This window comes from Stenotrophomonas sp. G106K1 (genome assembly GCF_037969685.1).
GTDB classification, from domain to species: Bacteria; Pseudomonadota; Gammaproteobacteria; order Xanthomonadales; family Xanthomonadaceae; genus Stenotrophomonas; species Stenotrophomonas lactitubi.
In genome coordinates this window covers 1-20,520 of sequence record NZ_JBBPFR010000014.1, presented here as the reverse complement: position 1 = coordinate 20,520, position 20,520 = coordinate 1, and the positions used below count along the sequence as shown (strand labels likewise).

At 66.9% G+C, this 20,520-nt stretch carries 20 protein-coding genes; 15 read left to right on the top strand and 5 right to left on the bottom strand.

The genetic code is table 11. The annotated features are described in order from the left end of the window. Position 1: 1 nt before the first annotated feature. The 8 genes from WKB25_RS13305 to WKB25_RS13270 all read left to right on the top strand — a co-directional run bounded on the left by WKB25_RS13305 (position 2) and on the right by WKB25_RS13270 (position 8,423). Entirely contained in the window at positions 2–1,027 is a 1,026-nt protein-coding gene (locus WKB25_RS13305) for an LLM class flavin-dependent oxidoreductase (protein WP_340571165.1), read from the top strand. 166 nt (positions 1,028–1,193) lie between these two features. Next, the gene (locus WKB25_RS13300) at positions 1,194–1,556 is read left to right on the top strand and encodes a DUF3088 family protein (protein ID WP_089240600.1); all 363 of its coding nucleotides are present in this window, start codon (positions 1,194–1,196) and stop codon (positions 1,554–1,556) included. 14 nt (positions 1,557–1,570) lie between these two features. Next, positions 1,571–2,548: an LLM class flavin-dependent oxidoreductase gene (locus WKB25_RS13295; protein ID WP_340571164.1), complete on the top strand. Its 978-nt coding sequence runs from the start codon at positions 1,571–1,573 to the stop codon at positions 2,546–2,548. 16 nt (positions 2,549–2,564) lie between these two features. Then, entirely contained in the window at positions 2,565–3,908 is a 1,344-nt protein-coding gene (locus WKB25_RS13290; protein WP_340571162.1) for an LLM class flavin-dependent oxidoreductase, read from the top strand. Positions 3,909–3,912: 4 nt separating this feature from the next. Then, on the top strand, positions 3,913–5,133 hold the full coding sequence (locus WKB25_RS13285) for a M20 aminoacylase family protein (RefSeq protein WP_340571161.1): 1,221 nt from the start codon (positions 3,913–3,915) through the stop codon (positions 5,131–5,133). Beyond that, the gene (locus tag WKB25_RS13280) at positions 5,130–5,690 is read left to right on the top strand and encodes a GNAT family N-acetyltransferase (RefSeq protein ID WP_340571160.1); all 561 of its coding nucleotides are present in this window, start codon (positions 5,130–5,132) and stop codon (positions 5,688–5,690) included. The genes WKB25_RS13285 and WKB25_RS13280 overlap by 4 nt, the downstream gene beginning before the upstream one ends. Beyond that, positions 5,687–7,429, top strand: a complete 1,743-nt coding sequence (locus WKB25_RS13275; RefSeq protein WP_340571159.1) for an amino acid ABC transporter permease/ATP-binding protein — start codon at positions 5,687–5,689, stop codon at positions 7,427–7,429. The genes WKB25_RS13280 and WKB25_RS13275 overlap by 4 nt, the downstream gene beginning before the upstream one ends. 19 nt (positions 7,430–7,448) lie before the next feature. Then, positions 7,449–8,423 carry an ABC transporter substrate-binding protein gene (locus WKB25_RS13270; RefSeq protein ID WP_340571158.1) on the top strand — a complete coding sequence of 325 codons (975 nt, stop codon included), beginning with the start codon at positions 7,449–7,451 and terminating at the stop codon, positions 8,421–8,423. A gap of 70 nt (positions 8,424–8,493) precedes the next feature. On the opposite strand, the gene WKB25_RS13265 is transcribed toward WKB25_RS13270, so the two are convergent. From WKB25_RS13265 to WKB25_RS13255, 3 genes are all read right to left on the bottom strand, one after another. After that, positions 8,494–8,865 carry an Imm1 family immunity protein gene (locus WKB25_RS13265; RefSeq protein WP_340571157.1) on the bottom strand — a complete coding sequence of 124 codons (372 nt, stop codon included), beginning with the start codon at positions 8,863–8,865 and terminating at the stop codon, positions 8,494–8,496. 19 nt (positions 8,866–8,884) lie between these two features. Beyond that, positions 8,885–12,007 (bottom strand): discoidin domain-containing protein, encoded by a 3,123-nt coding sequence (locus WKB25_RS13260; RefSeq protein WP_340571156.1) that lies wholly within the window; start codon positions 12,005–12,007, stop codon positions 8,885–8,887. 114 nt (positions 12,008–12,121) lie between these two features. Further along, entirely contained in the window at positions 12,122–13,018 is an 897-nt protein-coding gene (locus WKB25_RS13255) for a LysR family transcriptional regulator (RefSeq protein WP_340571155.1), read from the bottom strand. Between the two features lie 84 nt (positions 13,019–13,102). On the opposite strand from WKB25_RS13255, the gene WKB25_RS13250 reads away from it, so the two are divergent. Both WKB25_RS13250 and WKB25_RS13245 read left to right on the top strand, forming a co-directional pair. After that, entirely contained in the window at positions 13,103–13,882 is a 780-nt protein-coding gene (locus tag WKB25_RS13250) for an NAD(P)H-dependent oxidoreductase (RefSeq protein WP_340571154.1), read from the top strand. A gap of 104 nt (positions 13,883–13,986) precedes the next feature. Beyond that, a complete protein-coding gene (locus tag WKB25_RS13245; protein ID WP_340571153.1) occupies positions 13,987–14,493 on the top strand; it encodes a DNA-binding protein in 507 nt (168 codons plus the stop codon). Positions 14,494–14,514: 21 nt separating this feature from the next. Here the strand turns inward: WKB25_RS13245 and WKB25_RS13240 are convergent, their stop codons facing one another. Beyond that, on the bottom strand, positions 14,515–15,591 hold the full coding sequence (locus WKB25_RS13240) for an MBL fold metallo-hydrolase (RefSeq protein WP_340571152.1): 1,077 nt from the start codon (positions 15,589–15,591) through the stop codon (positions 14,515–14,517). 103 nt (positions 15,592–15,694) lie between these two features. Between WKB25_RS13240 and WKB25_RS13235 the strand changes: the two genes are divergently transcribed. Then, the gene (locus WKB25_RS13235) at positions 15,695–16,306 is read left to right on the top strand and encodes a TetR/AcrR family transcriptional regulator (RefSeq protein ID WP_340571151.1); all 612 of its coding nucleotides are present in this window, start codon (positions 15,695–15,697) and stop codon (positions 16,304–16,306) included. Positions 16,307–16,321: 15 nt separating this feature from the next. Here WKB25_RS13235 and WKB25_RS13230 read toward each other — a convergent pair whose 3' ends face one another. Then, a complete protein-coding gene (locus WKB25_RS13230; protein WP_340571149.1) occupies positions 16,322–16,603 on the bottom strand; it encodes a hypothetical protein in 282 nt (93 codons plus the stop codon). 105 nt (positions 16,604–16,708) lie between these two features. Here WKB25_RS13230 and WKB25_RS13225 point away from each other — a divergent pair, with 105 nt between their 5' ends. The 4 genes from WKB25_RS13225 (at position 16,709) to WKB25_RS13210 (ending at position 20,388) form a co-directional block, all read left to right on the top strand. Further along, positions 16,709–17,512, top strand: coding sequence for an APH(3')-II family aminoglycoside O-phosphotransferase (locus WKB25_RS13225; protein ID WP_340571148.1), 804 nt, complete (start codon positions 16,709–16,711; stop codon positions 17,510–17,512). 147 nt (positions 17,513–17,659) lie between these two features. Further along, the gene (locus WKB25_RS13220) at positions 17,660–18,250 is read left to right on the top strand and encodes a TetR/AcrR family transcriptional regulator (protein WP_340571147.1); all 591 of its coding nucleotides are present in this window, start codon (positions 17,660–17,662) and stop codon (positions 18,248–18,250) included. Next, on the top strand, positions 18,247–19,281 hold the full coding sequence (locus WKB25_RS13215; protein ID WP_340571146.1) for a DUF418 domain-containing protein: 1,035 nt from the start codon (positions 18,247–18,249) through the stop codon (positions 19,279–19,281). The genes WKB25_RS13220 and WKB25_RS13215 overlap by 4 nt, the downstream gene beginning before the upstream one ends. 99 nt (positions 19,282–19,380) lie before the next feature. Continuing rightward, positions 19,381–20,388 (top strand): aminoglycoside phosphotransferase family protein, encoded by a 1,008-nt coding sequence (locus tag WKB25_RS13210; RefSeq protein ID WP_340571145.1) that lies wholly within the window; start codon positions 19,381–19,383, stop codon positions 20,386–20,388. The last annotated feature ends 132 nt before the right edge of the window (positions 20,389–20,520 follow it).

Below are 20,520 nucleotides of genomic sequence, written 5' to 3'. Positions count from 1 at the left end.
CGTGGCGGTGCAGCTGCGGCACCTGGCATTCCTCACTCCCGGAAGCTATCTGCCGGAACAGCCCCGCGCGGGCCTGGACGCGACGCTGGCGTTGATCGCGTTTGCCGAACAGCTGGGCTATGACGGCGCGTGGGTGCGCCATCGCCACCTGGAACCGGGCATCAGCTCGGCAGCGGTGTTCCTGGCGGCGGCCAGCCAGCACACCACGCGCATCGAGCTGGGCAGTGCGGTCATCCAGCTGGGCTATGAAACACCGTTCCGTCTGGCCGAAGATCTGTCGTTGCTGGATGCGCTGGCCGGTGGCCGGCTGCAGGTGGGCGTCAGTACCGGCGTGCCGCCGCACGGGGAACTGGTTGGGCCCTTGCTGTTCGACAGCGACCCGGCGCACATCGACTTTTCCCATGACCGGGTCGCGCGGTTGCTGGAAGCGCTGAGGGGTGAGCCGTTGGGTGCCGCCGATGCCGAGGTCGGCAATGCCGCCACGCGCTATCGCCCGCGACTGCAGCCGCATGCGCCGGGGCTGGTGGACCGGGTCTGGTATGGCGCAGGCTCTCTGCAGTCGGCGCGTTCGGCGGGGGAGCAGGGGCTGCATCTGCTGCTGGGCAACGTCAACCGCGCCGAGCTGAGTGATGACTTCTTCGTCGCCCAGCTGCAGCACCTGCAGGCCTATCGCGCGGCATTGCCGTTGGGCAGCCCGCGCCGCGTGGCGGTAGGGCGGGTGCTGGTGCCCACCGAGGATGTGGATGCGGCCACGCGCCAGCGGATCGACGCCTTCAGTGCGCAGCGGCATTGGCGCACTCTGGCGCCGCAAGGGCCACGTCGCACCATGTTCGCGCCCGACGTGGTCGGCAGCACGGCGCAGATCATCGCGCGGTTGCAGGCCGATCCGCTGCTGCAGCAGGTGGACGAGCTGCGGGTGGAGCTGCCCTATGAGCTGCCCGAGCAGGACTACCGGCGCATCCTCACTACGGTGATCGAGGACATCGCGCCGGCGCTGGGTTGGCGCGCACCCGCGCAAGCGGCGTGATGCCACCGGCGCCCATAACGGCCGGCAGTCTGCTTATTGCCAACCTGCATCTGCATGGCCGGATCCGACCGTGGATTGTCGAGTTCCGGCGCTGGCATGCGGCCGTCCTTCTCTAGCATCGATATCGAAGCGGCAGTGCATTGCCGGCCCCTACGAGGACGATTCCGTGGCTGTAGACGCAACCCACAAACCCATCCTGTTCCTGCTGGACCGCGAGTTCGAGGACGGCCAGTTGCCCGGACAACGCTTCTTCTGCCGGCACAGTCTGCTGCTGGAAGGTGCGCTGTCGAGTATCGACGGCCTGGACGCGCAACTGGACGTGCGCCGCATCGGCTTCAGCCGGCCGCGCCGGGAGGTGATCGCCGAGATCGGCGAGCAGGACCAGTCGCTGCCGAAGCTGGTGCTGCCGCAGGGCGTGGTCAATGAACACGCCAGTGGTGAGTACCAGCAGCGCCAGTACATCTCCGGTGCCGAGCCGATCCTGGCGGCACTGAATGGCCTGCTGGGCATTCCCGTGGCCCATCCCTGAGCGAGGACGTGACGATGAGTTACCTCACCAGCGTGTTGGACAAGAGCCCGGTGGCTGACGGCAGCACGCCGGAACAGGCGCTGCGCAACAGCCTGCAACTGGCACAGCGCGCCGAGCAGCTGGGTTACCACCGCTACTGGTTTGCCGAGCACCACGCTGCGCCGACGCTGGCCAGCCCGGCACCGGAAGTGCTGGCGGCGTGGGTGCTGGCGCAGACCCGGCGCATCCGCATCGGCAGTGGCGGGGTGATGCTGCGCCACTACGCACCGTACAAGGTGGCCGAGAACTTCAATCTGCTGGCCGCACTGGCGCCAGGGCGGGTGGATCTGGGCGTGGGCAAGGCACCGGGCGGTCTGCCGGCATCGACTGCCGCACTGGCCGCCGGTCGCCCGGCATTCGCCGATTTCGACCAGCAGCTGCGCGACCTGGAAGGCTATCTTTCCGATACGCAGGCGGATGCGCAGGCACGGCCGATTCCGCAGACGTCGCCGGAGCGCTTTCTGCTGGGCGCCAGCCCGCAGAGCGCGCGGCAGGCGGCCGAACTTGGCTGGCGCTTCGTGTATGCCGCGCACTTTGACGGCGACCCGAAACACATCGAGGCCGCCTTCGAGGCGTATCGCGCGATGTCCACGCACGCGCCGCTGCTGGCAACGGTGGCCTTCGCCGCGCCCACCAGCGAGGCCGCTGCGCGCCATATCGGCGCGTTGCGGGTCTACAAGCTGCACCTCGGCCCGGGACAGACGGTGAACCTGCCCAGCCCCGAGGCCGCTGCCGAGTACGCACGGCAGGTGGGTGTCACTGAGTTCCGCATCGAAGAGACACGCCCCAGCGTGCTCTCTGGCGATTCGCAGCACGTACGCAGCGAGCTGGATGCGCTGCATCGACGCTTCGGCGTGGGTGAATTCATCCTCGACGCGCCGGTGGCCGATCTCGACGCACGCCTGACGTCCCTTGAACTGCTGTCGCCCGCACCCCGCGCGGCGGTGGCCTGACTGCTGGAGCGACCCCATGAGCACGACCCCGCGTCCCATCCCGTTCGGCATCATGCTGCAGGGCCCCGGCAGCCACATGCATGCTTGGAAGCATCCGTCCAACGCGCCCGATGCCAGCGTCAACCTGGGCTATTACATCGATATCGCGCGTACCGCCGAGGACAACGGCATCGCCTTCGGCTTCGTTGCTGACGGCCTGTACATCAACGAGAGATCGATCCCGCATTTCCTCAACCGCTTCGAGCCGATCTCGCTGCTGTCGGCACTGGCGACGGCAACCAAGAAGATCGGCCTGGCCGGCACGCTCTCCACCTCGTACAGCGATCCGTTCACCGTAGCCCGCCAGTTCGCCTCGCTGGACCTGCTCAGTGGTGGCCGCGCCGGCTGGAACGTGGTGACCTCGCCGCTGGAAGGTTCGGGTCGCAACTACGGCCGCCCGCATCCGGAACACGCGCTGCGTTATCAGATCGCCGATGAGTACCTGGAAGTGGTGCAGGGCCTGTGGGATTCGTGGGACGACGATGCATTCGTGCGCGACCGCGACAGCGGCACGTTCTTTGCACCGGAAAAGTTCCGTCGCCTCGACCACAAAGGCCGGTTCTTCCAGGTGGAAGGTCCGCTCAACATCCAGCGCTCGCCGCAGGGGCAGCCGGTGATCTTCCAGGCCGGTTCTTCCGACGATGGCATTGCGCTGGCCGGCAAGTACGCCGATGCGGTGTTCACCCACGCGCCGTCGCTGGAGGAGACCCGTGCGTTCACCCAGAAGGTGAAGAACTCGGCGATCGCCCATGGCCGCAGCGCCGGTGACGTCAAGATCTTCCCTGGCATCGGTCCAATCGTTGGCCGTACGGCGGAAGAAGCCGAAGCCAAGTACCAGGCGATTGCCGCGCTGGCCGGGCTGGACGATGCATTGGCGTATCTCGGCCGCTTCTTCGACCACCACGACTTCAGCCAGTACGACCCGGATGCGCCGTTCCCGGAGCTGGGCGATATCGGTGCCAATTCCTTCCGCTCCACCACCGACCGCATCAAGCAGGACGCGCGTGAGCAGGGCCTGAGCCTGCGCCAAGTGGCACTGCAGGCGGTCAGCCCGCGGCCGAACTTCATTGGTACGCCTGAACATGTGGCCGACGAACTGATCCGCTGGTTCGACGCCGGCGCCAGCGATGGCTTCATCCTCGGCTTCGCCGCGCAGCGCGAAGGCCTGGATGATTTCGTGACCCTGGTGCTGCCGCTGCTGGAAGCGCGCGGCTACCACCGCAGTGAGCTAGCAGGTGAGACCCTGCGCGACCACCTGGGCCTGCCACGCAAGGCGAGCCGGTATGCGACCGACGCCGAGCCGGCGCGGAAGGTGGGATAAGGCGATGAGCGGAGATACCTCGGTAGCGCCGGGCCATGCCCGGCGGAACTCGACGGCAACGGGCGTACTGCCCGAGATCGCGGCGCGTGCCGACGAGGCCATCGCGATCCGCCATGACCTGCACCAGCACCCGGAACTGGCCTTCGAGGAACACCGCACCAGTGCCCGCGTGGCCGAGCTGCTGCAGCAATGGGGTTACGCGGTCAGCACCGGCGTGGGTGGCACCGGCGTGGTCGGTACGCTGCAGCGCGGGCAGGGCAGTCGCCGGTTGGGCCTGCGCGCCGACATCGATGCGCTGCCGATCCATGAAGCATCCGGGCTGGCCTATGCCAGCCAGCGCGAAGGCCTGATGCACGCCTGCGGCCATGATGGCCACACCGCCATCCTGCTCTCGGCCGCCCACTATCTGGCGCATCACGGGCGATTCGACGGCACGTTGCAGCTGGTGTTCCAGCCGGCCGAGGAAACCGGGTCAGGTGCTTCGAAGATGATCGCCGATGGCTTGTTCGAACGCTTTCCGGTCGATGCCATCTATGGCCTGCACAACTGGCCGGGCGTTCCAGTAGGGCACTTCGGCTTCGTCGACGGACCGGCGATGGCGTCGGTGGACTGGGCGCGGCTGCGGGTGATCGGCAAGGGCGGCCACGGCGCCGAGCCGCAGGGCAGCGTCGACCCGATCCTGGCCGCTGCGCACATCATCACCGCGCTGCAGAGCGTGGTGTCGCGCAATGTCGACCCGCGGCAGATGGGCGTGGTCACCGTCGGTTCGATCCACGGTGGGCAGGCGGCCAATGTCATCCCCGATGTGGTCGAGTTGAAGCTGACCGTGCGTGCGTACCTGCCGGAGGTGCGCGATACGCTGCGTCGGCGGGTGACCGACATTGCCGAACAGACCGCCGCCGCGTTTGGTGCGCGTGCCGAGATCGAATTCCCGCGCGGCTTCCCCAGCGTGATCAATCACCCGGAGCAGACCGCCTACGTCCGCGAGGTGGCGGTGCAGGGCTTCGGCGCCGGGCAGGTGGTGGAGGCCTTCGCACCACGTACCGCCAGCGAAGACTTCGCTTTCCTGCTGCAGGCGCGGCCGGGCAGTTTCGTATTCGTCGGCAATGGCGACAGCGCGCCGCTGCACAGCCCGCGCTATGTGTTCAACGATGCGGCCATCGCCCCGGCGGCCAGCCTGTGGGCGCGCCTGGCCGAGCACTACCTGGTGGAGGACGTGGCATGAGCGTGTGGCATGACAACGATCGCTTCCTGTACACCACGGTGGATGACCCGTTGGCGCGGCCGTTGTTCGATGGCCTGGAACAGGAATACGACAACCGCTACGCGGACGTACGCCGGCGCATTGGTGGCAGCGCCCGCGAAGAGCTGCAGCGCTACCCGGCCGAAGCCTTCGCTGCCCCGGTGGGTGCGTTCGTGCTGCTGCTGCGCGACGGCGTGGCGATTTCCGGCGGCGCGTTCATGCCGCATCGCGACGAGGATACCGCCGAGTTCAAGCGCATCTGGACGCTGCCCGGCCTGCGTCGGCAGGGCATCGCCCGGCGCGTACTGCAGGAACTGGAAAGCCAGGCTGCACGGCAGGGCTATCGGCGCGTGTTCCTGACCACCGGCTTCCGCCAGCCGGAGGCAGTCGGCCTGTATCTCAGCCACGGCTATACCGCGCTGTTCGACCTGGATGCAGACCCGGAAACCATCGCGCATCTGCCGTTCGAAAAACAGCTGGTGCCGCGGCCGCAGGTGGGCGTCGCGCCCGACATCGCACTGCACGGAGCGGTGGCATGAGCACGCCGTCCACCGCCATCGAGGGCATTCCCCGCCAGCCGGCCACGGCGCTGAAGATCGTGCCGGCGCGGCACCCGCTACAGGTGATCGGTACGGTGCTGGCACTGGCGCTGATCCTGATCGGGCTGCAGTCGGTACTGGGCAACCCGCGCTGGGGCTGGGGCACGTTCGCCGAATGGTTCTTCGCCCGCCCGGTACTGGAAGGGTTGGGGCGGACCTTGCTGCTGACCGCGCTCGGTACCGGCCTCGGCTTCGCGTTGGGCACACTGCTGGCCTTGGCCCGCGTCTCCGGTTCACCGCTGCTTTCTGCGGTATCGTGGGGCTACGTGTGGCTGTTCCGTTCGATTCCGCTGCTGGTGCTGTTGCTGCTGCTGAACAACCTGGGCTATCTGTACAGCACCATCGAGCTGGGCGTGCCGTTCACCGGCATCAGCCTGTTCTCGTACCCGACCACGCAATTGATCGGCGTGTTCACTGCGGCGGTACTCGGCCTCACCTTGAACCAGGCGGCGTTCTCGGCGGAGGTGATCCGTGGTGGCATCCTGTCGGTCGACCACGGCCAGTACGAGGCGGCCGCAGCGTTGGGCCTGCCGCGCGGTCGGCAGGTGCGCCGCATCATCCTGCCGCAGGCGATGCGTTCGATCCTGCCGGCGGCGTTCAATGATGTGATCGGGCTGGCCAAGAGCACCTCCGTGGTTTACGTGCTGGCGCTGCCGGAGCTGTTCTACACCGTGCAGGTGATCTACCGCCGCAACCTGGAGGTGGTGCCGCTGCTGATGGTGGCCACGGTCTGGTACCTGGTGATCCTGACGGTGCTGTCGCTGCTGCAACGGCGGGTGGAGCAGCGTTTCGCGCGTGGCCAGCTGCAACATGAGCGCAACGTGTCGCGGGTACCGTCGACGCCACAGCGTCCCGTAGCGCCGTCCAGCGCACGCGTACCCAGCCGCGCCGCCTTTGCCGTGCCGATCGAGGCAGGAACGGGCGCCGCCGTTTCATTGCAGGGTGTGGGCAAGGCTTTCGGCGAGCAGACGGTGCTGGATGACGTGCACCTGGAACTGAAGGCGGGCAGCGTGACCGTGCTGATCGGTCCATCCGGTGCCGGCAAGTCCACGCTGCTGCGGCTGATCAATCATCTTGAACGCGCTGACAGTGGCTTCGTCACCGTGGGCGGCCAGCTGATCGGCTACCGCCGCGACGGCGACACGCTGTACGAGCTGCCTGAAAGCGAGATCCGCCGGCGCCGCGCGGAAGTCGGCATGGTGTTCCAGGGCTTCAACCTGTTCCCGCACATGACCGCGCTGGAGAACATCATCGAAGCGCCCATCGCCGTGCGCGGCATTTCGCGTGCACAGGCCGAGCAGCAGGCGCGCACCCTGCTGGATCGGGTGGGGTTGGCCGACAAGGCCGATGCCTTCCCACGCCAGCTGTCCGGTGGCCAGCAGCAGCGCGTGGCCATTGCCCGCGCGCTGGCGCTGCAGCCGAAGGTACTGCTGTTCGATGAGCCCACCTCCGCGCTGGACCCGGAGCTGGTGTCCGAGGTGCTTAGCGTGATCGAGGAACTGGCCAGTTCCGGCACCACGTTGGTGATCGTCACCCACGAACTGGGCTTCGCCCGTCGCGTGGCCGACCACGTGGTGATGATGGACCAGGGCCGGGTGATCGAGCAGGGCACGCCGGACGCGCTGTTTGAGCGCCCGCGGCAGCAACGCACCGCCGATTTCCTGGCCAAGACCCTGTAACCCTTTTTCGAGAACCCCCATGAGCCCAGCATCGCAGCGACGTCCCGCACGCAGCACCCTGTTGATCGTCGGTGTGCTGGTCATCGGCATCGCCGGCATCGTCTACTCGCGCGTACGCCAGGGCCCCGATGGCGTGCCCGTTGCGGCGACATCACTTGCAGCCAGCAACGCGGAGATACTGAAGGGCACGTCCGATCCGAAGGCACAAGCGCTGATTCCGGCCGGCTATCGCTTCGTCACCCCGGGTGCGTTCACCATCGCTACCCACCCCGGTCAGCTGCCGCTGGCCGACTACGGTGCCGACAGCAAGGAAGTGGTGGGCGTGGAGCCCGATATCGCACGATTGATCGCCGATGGCCTCGGCCTGAAGCTGGTGGTGGTGCCGGTGGCCTGGGCCGACTGGCCGCTGGGGCTGGAATCGGGCAAGTACGATGCGGTGCTGTCGAACGTGACGGTCACTGAAGAGCGCAAGAAGAAGTTCGATTTCTCCAGCTACCGTTTCGACCTGCTGGGCATCTATACCCGCACCGATGGGCCGATCCAGAAGATTGCCACGCCCGCCGACGTGGCCGGGCTGAAAGTGGTGGTGGGGGCCAGCACCAACCAGGACCAGATCCTGCGCCAATGGGACAAGCAGAACATCGCCGCGGGCCTGAAACCGGTGGAGTACCAGTACTTCGATGATGCGGTGATCGGGCGGTTGGCGGTGATCACCGGCCGCGCCGACGTGTCGTTCGAGCCGAATGCCACCGGCGCCTATTCGGCACGCGATGGCAAGGTGCGCCGGGTCGGCCTGTTCCCGGGTGGCTGGCCCGATGCGGCGGCGATCTCGGTGACCACCCGCAAGGGCAGCGGCCTGGCCGATGCGGTGACCCAGGCACTGAACACCCAGATCAGCAGCGGTACCTACGCGAAGGTGCTGGCGCGCTGGAACGTAGCCGAAGAAGCGGTGCCGCAATCGCAGACCAATCCGCCGGGATTGCCGGGGTTCTAGCGATGCCGCCTGGTAGGCGTCGAGCTCGCTCGACGGACGGCGTGCCGACCAAGGTCGGCCTCTACCGGGGTCAGGACTGCCAATCGATGTGTTCCGGACGGGCGCCTCCATTGCCGTGAAAGAAACGGATCGCAGCGAAGCACGCCTCGATGTCGATGCACCATGCCAGCGGATAGCCATCCACCTGGCCGTTGTCGAGGCGGAAATAGGCGTTGCCGGCGCGATGTTCGTTTCCGCAGGAATGGAAGCCGCCGTCGCCGGGCTCGCGCAGGTACATCAGCCACGCGTGCTCCGCATTGCGCAGCATGCACAGCGATGGGCCGTCGGGCACCGATGCCCACAGCTCGAGCTGGGGCATGGATGCGGCCAGCGCCAGTGCACTGGCCAGCTGTTCGTCGGTAGTGGCGGCAACCGGGCCGTCATTGAGTAGAAGTTCGATCACTTCGGTTCCTGCAAGGGCGTCACTGCCAGCGTGCCTCAAGCATACGGAACGGGCCATCGAGCAGCACCCCATCCTTGTCGAAATTCTGTACCAATCGCCCATCGACGCGCACGTCCTTCGGCAGGGTGCGGCTCGGCCACCACACACGTACCGGCGTGCCCTTGCGCAGTCCCTTGCCGAGCGAGACCTGCAGCGTTCCATCGCGTTGGTGCGCCTGCATCTGCAGGGTTCCATAGGCAGTGGGCAGGCGGTCCACGGCCAGGCCTTCACCGGCCACCCAGGAAGGCGGCGTACCCGGCAGCAGCGACAGCGCGTCATCGTCCTCGCGCATCAGCATGCCGAACAGGGTGCGGCCGTATTCGGCGCCGATCCAGGTGTGCGGCATGTCGCCGAGGTAGCGCGGGAAACGAAGCCGCGAATGCACGACCTCGGCCAGCACCTGCCATTCCAGCGGCCTGCGATCGTGCAGCAGGCCCTGTAGCAGTTCGTCGGCGGCTTCGGGCTGGCCCAGGTGCACGTAGCTCAGCACGTTGCGGATTTCATACGGCGTGTAGGCATACAGCGCACCGGGCTGGTTGCGCTTGCGCACATCGTCCAGGTAACGGGCGAAGGTGGTGCGCAGGGCCTCGGCGGGCAGCACGCTTTGTGCGCCGGTCGGGTCCAGTGCGATCGACACACCGGTCGGGTCGCCGTCGCCGAGGTCGGCCGATGACGGAATGAAGTCGATGCCCTTCCATGCCATCGTTGCGCGGATCGAGGCATGCAGTGCGTCATACAGCGCCTTGTACTGTTCGCGCGCCCACGTCGCGGTTTCGTGGTCGCCCAGTGATTCGGCCAGCCACGCGCCGTCATGCCAGCCCTTCAGACCCCAGTAGTCGTCCCAGTAGCTGTGGGTGGGCGAGGGGTAGCCCTCGTGGCTGATCGACGGCGCCAGAATGCCGGCGAAGCGCTCCGGTGCGGGCTGGTCGGCCAAATAGCCCGGCACCAGCGTGCGTTCGCGCAGCTCCTGCAGGAAGCGCAGCGCGGCCTTCACCTTGGGCAGATAGGCACGCACGCTTTCCGGCCCGCCATCCAGCCGTGCAACGTCGGCCACCAGGGTGACGTACTGGCCCTGGCTGTCGTACTCGATGTCCGAGCCGAAGCCGGTATTGACGCTGCCATCGTCGTTGAGGATGGGCGACACCAGGCCGTTGCCGTGCACGCCGTGTTCGCTGTACCAGGCCAGGTAGTCGCGCGCGACCTTGGCTTCGCCCATGCGCAGCAGCACGGCCGAGGTGGCCATGCCGTCGCGGATGAAGGAGCGGTTGTAGTTGCGTGGGCCGGGCTGCATCGCCGGGCCGGTCTGGTTGATCAGCATGTACGCGGCCTGCGCGCGCAGCATGTCCACCAGCGAAGGATCGGGCAGGCGCAGGCCCACCTGGCCCAGGCGTGCCTGCCAATCGGCGGAGGCACGGCTGGCCAGCGTGTCGAAGGCCTTGTCGCCGTTGCGCGGCAGCGAGGCGAGGTCGAGGGCCGGTGCTTGCGGCAGCACGCCATTGGCATCGGCGGTGGCGGTGCCAAGTGGGAAGGCCACCACCACCGCATCGCTGGCACCGGGTGACAGGCTGACGCGATAGCTCAACGCCGCCGCTGCCAGCCCTGCGGCATCGCTTGCCTGTTGTGCGGCAGGCAGTTGCCCGCTGGCGATGGCCGACGTGATCTCGGTGTCGCCTTCGTTGCCGAAGGGCGCGGTGCCGGCGGCATCCACCGCAGTGAGTGACTGCAGCAGGGTGCGGCCGTTGACGCGCACGGCGTTGCCTTCAACGGCCACTTCGCGGATCGGCGACAGCCCGCCGTTCTGCCACGGCGGGTTCATCTGCATCGGTCGCACCGCAAGGGTCAGCGTGCCTTCGATCGCCGTGCTGCCGATGTTGCGCAGGCGATGGCGCACGAAGGTGACCGGTTGCCCGTCGCGCTCGAAGGCGAAGGCCTCGCTGCGCAGTTCCAGCCCCGGTTGCGGTGACCAGGTGGCCGATGGCATCGGCTTCCAGCCATCGCGAAGGGCGTGCTGCACCGGTTGTCCGGCGGCACCGGCCGCGCGGCCATCGGCGTTGCGCCAGATCGGCTGCACCAGCGGTGCACCCTTGTAGGCCTCGATGTTGCCGTATTCGTCGAAGATCGATTTCTGCCGGCCCGCGTGCACACCCACCGCGGTCCAGTAGGTCTGCTGCATGTGCAGCGAGGCGGGGAACAACGCGCGCTGCGCGCCGCTGGCGGCGATCTGGTAGCGCTTCATCGGCGTCATCACCGCCTTCGGGCCGAGCAGGCGGATGCGCTTGATCTGCGGTGCATCGCCTTCCACGGTCAGCCGCAGTGCCTGCAGGTCGAGCGGGGCGTCGGCCGCCAGCCAACTCTGCTGCCGGCTCGCTGCCTGCGCATCGCGGGCCAGTTCGTGCCAGTGGCCTTTCGCATCCTGTGCCTGCAGGCTTGCGGCGCCATGCACGTTGGCCCAGTCCACCGCCAGGCCGGTGCTGGGCTGCGCACGGGGCAGGGTGATGTCGAGCGTGTGGATGCCGCCCTTGCCAGCGGGAATGGCCACCGTGCCGCCGCCCTGCCACAGCGCTGCGGACTGGGCGGCATCCAGACCGGTCACGCGTGCAGTGAGCGCGGCATCGAGCGGTTCCATTTCGAAGATGGAGACGCCCCAGTCGGAGGTGCGCTGCGGGCTGGCCAGGCGCAGATAGCGTGCCTGGCGCGGCGCGAAATACAGGGTCTCGATGCCGCCCAGCGAATCGCCCATGACATAGGCGGTCTGCCACTGCTTGCCATCGAGCGAGGTCTGCAGTGAATAGCCTTCGGGATTGGAGACATCCCAGGTGAGGCGGGCACCGGCCAGCATCGCCGGCTTGCCGAGATCGATCTGGAACCAGTGTCCCGGGCTGAACGCACCGCCGGTCACCGTCTTTGGATCGTTGTCGATCAGGTGGCTGATCGCCATCGCTGGAACCTGCTGCGATGACGCGCTGGCCTGCCATTGCGCACGAGGCGGCAGGTTCTGTGCGCTCACGGCTGCAGCCAGTGCGAGGGTCGGCAACAGCAGGGCCAGGGCAAGGCGCCGGTTCGGCGGGCAGGGAGCGGTCCAGCGGTCAGCGCACAACGTCATTGCGAAGGCCTCACATCGACAGGGGCCCGGAACGGGCGGGCCTACGCTAGCAAGGGATGTAACCGGTTACATGACGCGTCGCAATATTTCCCGGACGCGTTCCAGCCCGACGTCTCATGAATGCGCACAGATCCGCTCGCGCAACCAGCGATGCGCCGGATCGCGATGCACGCGCTCGTGCCAGAGCATCACCATTTCGAACCCCGGCACATCGAGGGGTGCTTCAACGGCCTTCAGGGCCGGGTCCTGCGCGACCAGGCGCGAGGGCATCATCGCCACCAGGTCCGTACGCAGCAGTACGCTGCGCAGGAACAGGAAGTGCGGCACCGACAGCACCACGTTGCGACGTGCGCCTACATGCGCCAACGCGCTGTCGGTGCCGCCATGGAAACCGCCGCCATCCGGTGACACGATCACGTGGTCCAGCGCGCAGAACTGCTTCAGCGTTGGCCGCCGCTTCAGGCGTGGATGATCGCGGCGCCCGGCCAGTACGTAGCGTTCCTGGAACAGCGGGCGATGGTGCAGTGACGGAGGCGCGTCGGCGGTGATGTGGAGCGCGAGATCGATCTCGCCACGCTCGCTCTGCGCCACCATCTGCGCCGGCGCCAGGCTGACCACGGCGAGGCGCGCGCCGGGTGCGCGCATGCGCAGGTCGGCCAGTGCCGGCAGGACGATCGTGGTTTCGCCGAAGTCCGACGCCATGATGCGCCAGGTCTGCGTGGCCTGGGCGGGATCGAACGCCTGCACCGGTGCGACCGCGCGCTGCAGTGCAGCCAGGGCCTCGGCCAACGGTTCGCGCAGCGCATCGGCACGTGCGGTGGCACGCATGCCACGTGGCCCCGGCAGCAGCAGCGGATCATCGAACAGGTGGCGCAGGCGCGCCAGTTGCACGCTGACCGTGGGCTGGGCCAGGTGCAGGCGTTCGGCCGCGCGGGTGACGTTCTGCTCTTCCAGCAAGGCCTGCAGGGTTACCAGCAGGTTGAGATCAATGCGGCGCAGGGTATTGTCCATGGCAATGCCGGGGATTGCAGGAATTCATTTCAACTATAGCGCGGCGGCGCCCAGCATGGCCGGCATCTCCTCCCTGGTACCACCATGAACGTCCTGCTTGTCTACGCCCACCCCGAACCGACCTCGCTCAATGGCACCCTGAAGACCTTCACCGTCGAGCACCTGCAACGCGCCGGCCACAGCGTGCAGGTGTCCGACCTGCATGCCATGCAATGGAAGGCGCAGATCGATGCCGACGATCACCCCGGGCGCGATCCTTCGCTGCCGTTCCACGCGTCACTGGATTCGCGCGACGCCTTCAGGACCGGCCAGCAGAGCGCCGACATCGCCGCCGAACAGGAAAAACTGCGCTGGGCCGACGCGGTGATCCTGCAGTTCCCGCTGTGGTGGTTCTCGATGCCGGCCATCCTCAAGGGCTGGGTGGATCGCGTGTATGCCTATGGTTTTGCCTATGGCGTGGGCGAACACTCCGACCGGCACTGGGGCGACCGCTATGGCGAGGGCACGATGTCCGGCAAGCGCGCGATGCTGGTGGTAACCACCGGCGGCTGGGAGTCGCATTACGGTCCACGTGGCATCAATGGGCCGATCGACGATGTGCTGTTCCCGATCCAGCACGGCATCCTGTTCTATCCCGGCTTTGACGTGCTGCCCGCGCATGTGATCTACCGCAGCGGTCGTATCGATGAGGCGTCATTGCCCGCCGTGCTGGAGGGGTTGGGCGCGCGCCTGGATGGGCTGGCAAACGATCCGGTGATTGCTTACCGGCGGCAGAACGCTGGGGATTACCTGATCCCGTCGCTGGAGCTGCGCCCGGAGTTGGCCGAGGGTGAGGCAGGGTTGCGAGTGCACCTCGAACCGTGAGTGGCGCATTCGCCTCTGGAAACGCGACAGAGATTCTGTAGGTTCGGCAGTCCAGCGGCGCGCACTGTAGCCACCTTCAGTGAACTCAAGGATACGCAGGTCCATTGAAGACGGAATTCAACTTCACCCTCAGATACCACTTGCTTGATACCTCGATTGATCAAGGTGTCCTCGAGCGGCGCCTGCTCGATGCTGGATGTGGAGATGCACTGCCGGGCATAGGGAGCGTGGCAAGGCTGGCGCTGGAATTCTGTCGTGAGGCGAGCAACGCCGCTGAGGCGATGCGCTCCGCGCTGGCAGACGTCCAGCGTGCCGTACCCGGTGCAGAACCGATCGAAGTCAGTCCCGATCTGGTAGGGCTGACGGATGTTGCCGATCTGCTGGGCATGTCTCGGCAGAACATGCGCAAGTTGCTGCTTGCGCACCCGCAGACGTTTCCGGCACCGGTGCACGAGGGTAGCGCGTCGATCTGGCACCTGGCCGGCATTCTCTCGTGGATGCAGGCACGCGGCAGCCAGAAGGTCAGCAGCGAGCTGGTGGAGCTCGCTGCTGCGGCGCTTCAGATCAATGTGGCGAAGGAGCAGGAACGGCTGGTTCAGCATCCCGGCTGAGGGTCGCTGCGCGACAGGCCGTTACAGTTCCACCCGCTCCCACCAGCGCGTTCCAGCGGTCGGTGCCTGCATGTCCAGTGCCTCGCCCATCATCGGCGTGGCCACCGGCACGTTCTTCGCTGCAGCCAATGCGCTGATGCGCTCGAACGGCTGCTGCCACTCGTGCAGGGCCAGGTCGAAGGTGCCGTTGTGGATCGGCAGCAGCCACTTGCCGCGCAGGTCCAGGTGCGCCTGCAGGGTCTGTTCGGGCTGCATGTGCACGAACGCCCAGCGCTGATCGTAGGCACCGGTTTCGATCATCGTCAGGTCGAACGGGCCGTACTTCTCGCCAATGGCCTTGAAGCCATCGAAGTAGCCGGTGTCGCCGCTGAAGAAGATGCGGAAGTCATCGTCCTGGATCACCCACGACGCCCACAGGCTGCGATCGCTGTCACCCAGGCCGCGGCCTGAGAAATGCTGGCCGGGGGTTGCGGTCAGGCGCAGGCCAGCGGCTTCGGTGGACTGCCACCAGTCCAGCTGCTCGACCTTGGCCGCATCCACGCCCCAGGCGATCAGCTGGTCGCCCACGCCCAGCGGTGCGATGAAGCGCGCGGTCTTCCCGGCCAGCTGCATCACCGCCGCGTGGTCGAGGTGGTCGTAGTGGTTGTGCGAGAGGATCACGCCGGCGATCGGCGGCAGTTCGTCGATGCTGATCGGCGGTGCATGGAAGCGCGCCGGGCCCATCCACTGCACCGGCGATGCCCGTTCGGAGAACACCGGATCGGTCAGCCAGTACTGGCCGCGCAGCTTCAGCAGGATCGTCGAATGGCCGAGCCGGAACAGGCTGCGGTCAGGCGCCGCGTCCAGCATGGCGCGGTCCAGCGCCTGCACCGGAATGGGATGGTTGGGCACGGTGCCCTTGGGCTTGTTGAACAGGAAGGTCCACCAGATCTCCAGGCCATCGCGCAGGCCCATCGCCGGCTTCGGCAGGGCGTTGCGGAACTTGCCTTCGCGGTACTGCGGCGAATCGGGGAAGTCGGGGAGGGACCAGGATTTGCAGAAGGTATAGGCGGTCACGGCGAGGATTCCGAGCAGGAGGACAAGGAGCAGGCGCTTCATGGGTGACGTCCGCAGGGTACACTGCACAGTGTAGTTTTCGATTTTCGGAAAGTACACTGCCGGGTGTAAAATAGGGGCATCCGTTCAGCTATCTGGTCCCGCCATGTCCCGTGCCCCGCAACGCCTTACCGACCGCAAACGCGAGGCGATTGTCCGCGCGGCGGTGGAGGAGTTCCGGTCGGCCGGCTACGAGGCGACCAGCATGGATCGCATCGCGGCGGTGGCTGGTGTCTCCAAGCGCACCGTCTACAACCACTTCCCGAGCAAGGAAGAACTGTTCGCGCTGATCCTGGAAGAGCTGTGGCAGAGCAGCGTGGCCAGCGTCGAGCTGCCGTACCGCGCCGACCAGCCGCTGGATGTGCAGCTGCTGCAGTTGCTGCGGCAGAAGCTGGACCTGCTGGGTGATGCCAACTTCATCGATCTGGCACGGGTGGCGATGGCTGAGATCATCCATTCGCCCGAGCGTGCGCAGGCGATCGTCTGCCGCATGGGCGAGAAGGAGAGTGGCGTCAGCGCGTGGATCCGCGCGGCGATTGCCGATGGGCGGCTGCGCCAGGTCGATCCGGAATTTGCCGGACATCAGCTGCAGGGCCTGGTGAAGAGCTTCGCGTTCTGGCCGCAGGTGACGATGGGCCAAGCGCCGCTGGCACCAGCCGAACGTACGCGCGTGGCCGAGTCGGCGGTGGCCATGTTCCTCGGCTTCTACGCGGTGTAAGCCGGCGGCTGCAGGTCAGTGCGCGCCCAGCTGCCTGAGGTAAGCGCAGAGCATGTCGGCCACCGCATCGGCATGGACGCGCATCTCGGCGGCAGTGCGCGGGTCACTGGAGCATTCACTACCGGTGGCACCCAGCGTGGTGTCGATCAGATCCACCGCCAGCTGGCGCGTGCCCACCGAGAGCACCTGCAGCATCGCGCCCGCCGTGGCCGCAGTCCAGCTGCGCGGGGCGCGTGCGCGATACGCCGACGACGGTATCGCCGGGCTGGCAGAGGCCTTCCACGAAGGCGCGGCCAAGGCCTTTGCTGGCGCCGATGACCAGGAGTTTCAGGCGATGTCCTTTGCTGTGAAGTGTCCGCTTCGGAGAGAATCCAGGCTGTGACCGGGGCCGGAGCGGTGGAGATGGAAGCAGGATCTAGCGATGGCGATGTCATGCCCCTGCCGTCGCAGTGGCGCAGCGCGATGCGCGATGAAGAGATCGAGATGCAGAGCATCGGCATGTCGCGCGCTGATGTAGCGCGGGTGCGACGCCCGGGGTTGCCGGATGCGTTCCTGAAATCGGAAGTGATTGATGCCTTCAGCGAGCTGGATGGCGAGATCCTGCGTCTGCGCTGGCTGCGGGCGCAGGGACAGCCGGTGCCCACGGTGCTGGATACGGCGGAGGAGGGCGGTCGGCGCTGGCTGCTGATGAGTGCGTTGCCCGGCCATGACCTGGCATCGTCGCCGACGCTGGAACCTGCCCAGGTGGTCGTGCTGCTGGCCGACGCGCTGCGCGCCCTGCATGCGCTGCCGATCGCCGCTTGTCCGTTCGATCATCGCCTCGCATCGCGCTTGCCGGCGGTAGCCGCGCGCGTGGCGGCCGGGCAGATCGATGCGGATGATTTTGACGATGAGCGCCTGGGCAAGAGCGCGGAACAGGTCTATGCCGAACTGCTGGCAACCCGTCCGGCGGATGAGGATCTGGTGGTAGCGCACGGCGATGCGTGCCTGCCGAATCTGATCGCGGTCGACGGGCGCTTCAGTGGTTTCATCGATTGCGGCAGGCTGGGCGTGGCTGATCGTTGCCAGGACCTGGCGTTGGCCGCGCGCAGCCTGGTCCACAACTACGGCGACACCCGTTGGGTCGCGCCACTGCTGGCCCGTTATGGCATGCGCGCCGATGAAGATCGACTGGCCTACTACCGCCTCTTGGACGAATTCTTCTAGGAGCACGCGAAGTCCGCCGGCGTTGCAGAGCGCGTCAGGATCGGCCCTCGCCAGCGGTTGAGGTCAAACGCAGCGGCCTGAACGGCGACTGGCCGATAGCTCCGGTCGATCTTTTCAATGAACGAACGTTCGTTCATCGTTTGCGACATGAACCGTACCGACCGCAACGAACAGCGTGCCTCGCAGATCCTGCAGGCTGCCCTGCAGTGTTTTCTGGCCAAGGGCTTCCACCAGACCAGCATGCGCGACATCGCGCAGGCGGCCGGCGTAAGCCTGGGCAATCTCTACAACCACTTTCCCGGCAAGGAGGCGCTGATCCTGGCGGCCGCCGAAGCCGAGCAGGATGAGCTGCAGCCCTTGTTGCAGCGGCTGACGGACTGCAATGGCGAACGTGCGCAGGTGCAGGGGTTCCTGCAGGACTTCCACGCCTTGTGCCGGCAGCCGGAATGGGCGCTGCTGAGTGTGGAAGTGCTGGCCGAGAGCGCGCGCACTCCGGCGGTGGCGGCGGCATTTGCGGGCAACCGCGCGCAGTTGCAGCGCGGTCTGGCCGAGGCCCTGCAGGAGGTTGCACGGCGTGAACGCCGGCGCCCTGCGCTGTCGGCGACGCTGCAGTCGCAGGTGCTGCTGGATGCGATCGAAAGCGATGCGTTGCGGCAGGGCTTGGGCGAGGTGCGCGATGCGGATGCCGACGTGCTTGATCCTGGCCTGCTGACAGCGCTGCTTGGAGGCCGTTCGTGAGCAGTGACGATCGACGGTTGCATGGGCTGGACCTTGCGCGCTATCTCGCGCTGGCCGGCATGGTGCTGGTCAACTTCCGTCTGGCGATGGCCGTTGAAGCCGACGGCGGCGGGTGGCTTGCTGGATTCTTCCACCTGCTGGAAGGCAAGGCCTCGGCGAGCTTCGTGACGCTGGCCGGGGTGGGGTTGGTGCTGGCCACGCGGCGGCAAGCGTGGTGGCAGGCGAGCGTGCAGACCTGGCGGCGGGCCGTGTTCCTGGCCGTACTCGGCTTGCTCAACCTCACCGTGTTTCCCGCCGACATCCTGCACTACTACGCGGTGTACTTCGCGGTGGCGGTGCTGTGGCTGCGCGCCTCGCCTCGTGTTCTTCTGGGCAGCATGGCTGCCCTGGCGATGGTCTCGTTCTGGGCCCTGCTGCGCTGGGACTACAGCCAGGGATGGAACTGGCAGACGCTGGCTTACGAAGGTCTGTGGCGATGGCCGGGTGCGATGCGCAACCTGCTGTTCAACGGTTTCCATCCCGTGTTGCCGTGGCTGTGCTTCTTCCTGCTGGGCATGTTGCTGGCGCGGCTGCCGCTGTCGCAACCACGGGTGCAGCGTGTCCTGCTGCTGCTCGGCCTGTTGTTGATGGGTGCCGGCCAGGCGTTGCAGCAGTGGGGCCACGGCACGGCGTGGCAGGTCTGGCTGGCGACGCAGCCGATGCCACCCGGTCCGGCGTATCTGCTGACCGGTGCAGGCGCGGCGTGTGCATTGATCGCTGCGTGCCTGTGGCTGGTGCGGCTGCATCCCGGTGATTGGCTGGAGCCGTTCACCGCGGCCGGACGGATGACGCTGAGCCTGTACGTGGCGCACATCCTGATTGGCATGGGCGTGCTGGAATCGCTCGGTCTGCTGGATGGAAGCGCCAGCCTGTCGTGGGTGTTGATGGCCGCATTGCTGTTCGTGATGCTGGCTACCGCAGCAGCCTGGTTGTGGTCATGGAAGTTCGCGCGCGGTCCGTTGGAAGCGGTGATGCGAGGCGTCGCCGGCTAGTTCTTTTGTCGCAGGACGCCGATGTTGTGACCCGTTGGCCTGTGCGGATGCAGGGCCATCTGCGATAGTAGGTGCCGTCACCAAAGCACGCTTGCCTCCATGTCATTCGCTTCGGCGCAGCAGATTGTTGAGGTCCTGCAGCAGTCCTACGACATCAACGCGACAGCGGTGGTGCCGCGTCCGGTGGGTGCCGACGCCAACGCGTGCGTCTTCCGCATCGATGCCCGCCACGACCACTGGTGGTTGAAGTGCCGCAACTATCAGGTTGCGCCAGCGGTCTGGGACAGCCTGCATTGGCTGCGTGGCACGTTGGGCATTGAAGAGATCGTTGCGCCCTGGCCGGCATTGACCGGCGGTGCCTCGGTGCAGCGCTGGGGCCTGCAGTTCACGTTGTTCCCCTATATCGAAGGGCAATCGGGCTTCGAGGCACCGCTGAGCCGTGCGCAATGGCGCAGGCTGGGCGAAGTGCTGCGCCGCCTGCATGAGGCGGAACTTCCGCCGGCGCTGCGCCAGGCATTGCCGACGCTGCGGCTTGAAACCGCGGCGGTCGATACGGTGGGGACGTGGTTGCAGGATCCCTCAACGCTGGCGCAGGCGCAGGATCGATCCGGCAGTGCATTCCTGGCGCTGTGGCAGCAGCAGCGGCCGCGCATCGCGGAACTTCACGAGCGTGCCGAAGCGCTGCGTCGTGCGTTGCAGGACGAAGCACCCGTGCTGTGCCTGTGCCACGCCGATCTGCATGCCGGCAACCTGCTGATGGGACAGGACGACGCGCTGCACCTGATCGACTGGGACGGCCTGGCACTGGCCCCGCGCGAGCGCGACCTGATGTTTGTCGGCGCCGCGGTGGGAGGCCGTTGGGGGCGTGAGCATCCGCTGGGCTTCGCCGAGGGATATGGCGACGACCTCGGCGATCCGCGCTGGATTGCATGGTACCGGCACTGGCGCATCCTGCAGGACCTGATCGAGTTCGAGCAGATGCTGTTGGGCCCCGGCGCGGCGCAGCGTTCGCTGCAGCAGCACCGGCAGTCACTGCATTACCTGGGCGAGCAGTTCGCGCCGGGCAATGTATTCGATGCGGCCGAGCGCGCGTATCGGGTGCTGTAGGGGGTGCGGCCGGGCTGCGCCCGGCACCTGCAGAGGCCGAAGCCGAAGCAACAGCAACTGCCGAAGCAACTTCAACCGCGGGCATTCCGTGGGAGGGCGGGGTGGGTCCGGTTGCGGGGGACGGCGCAAGTA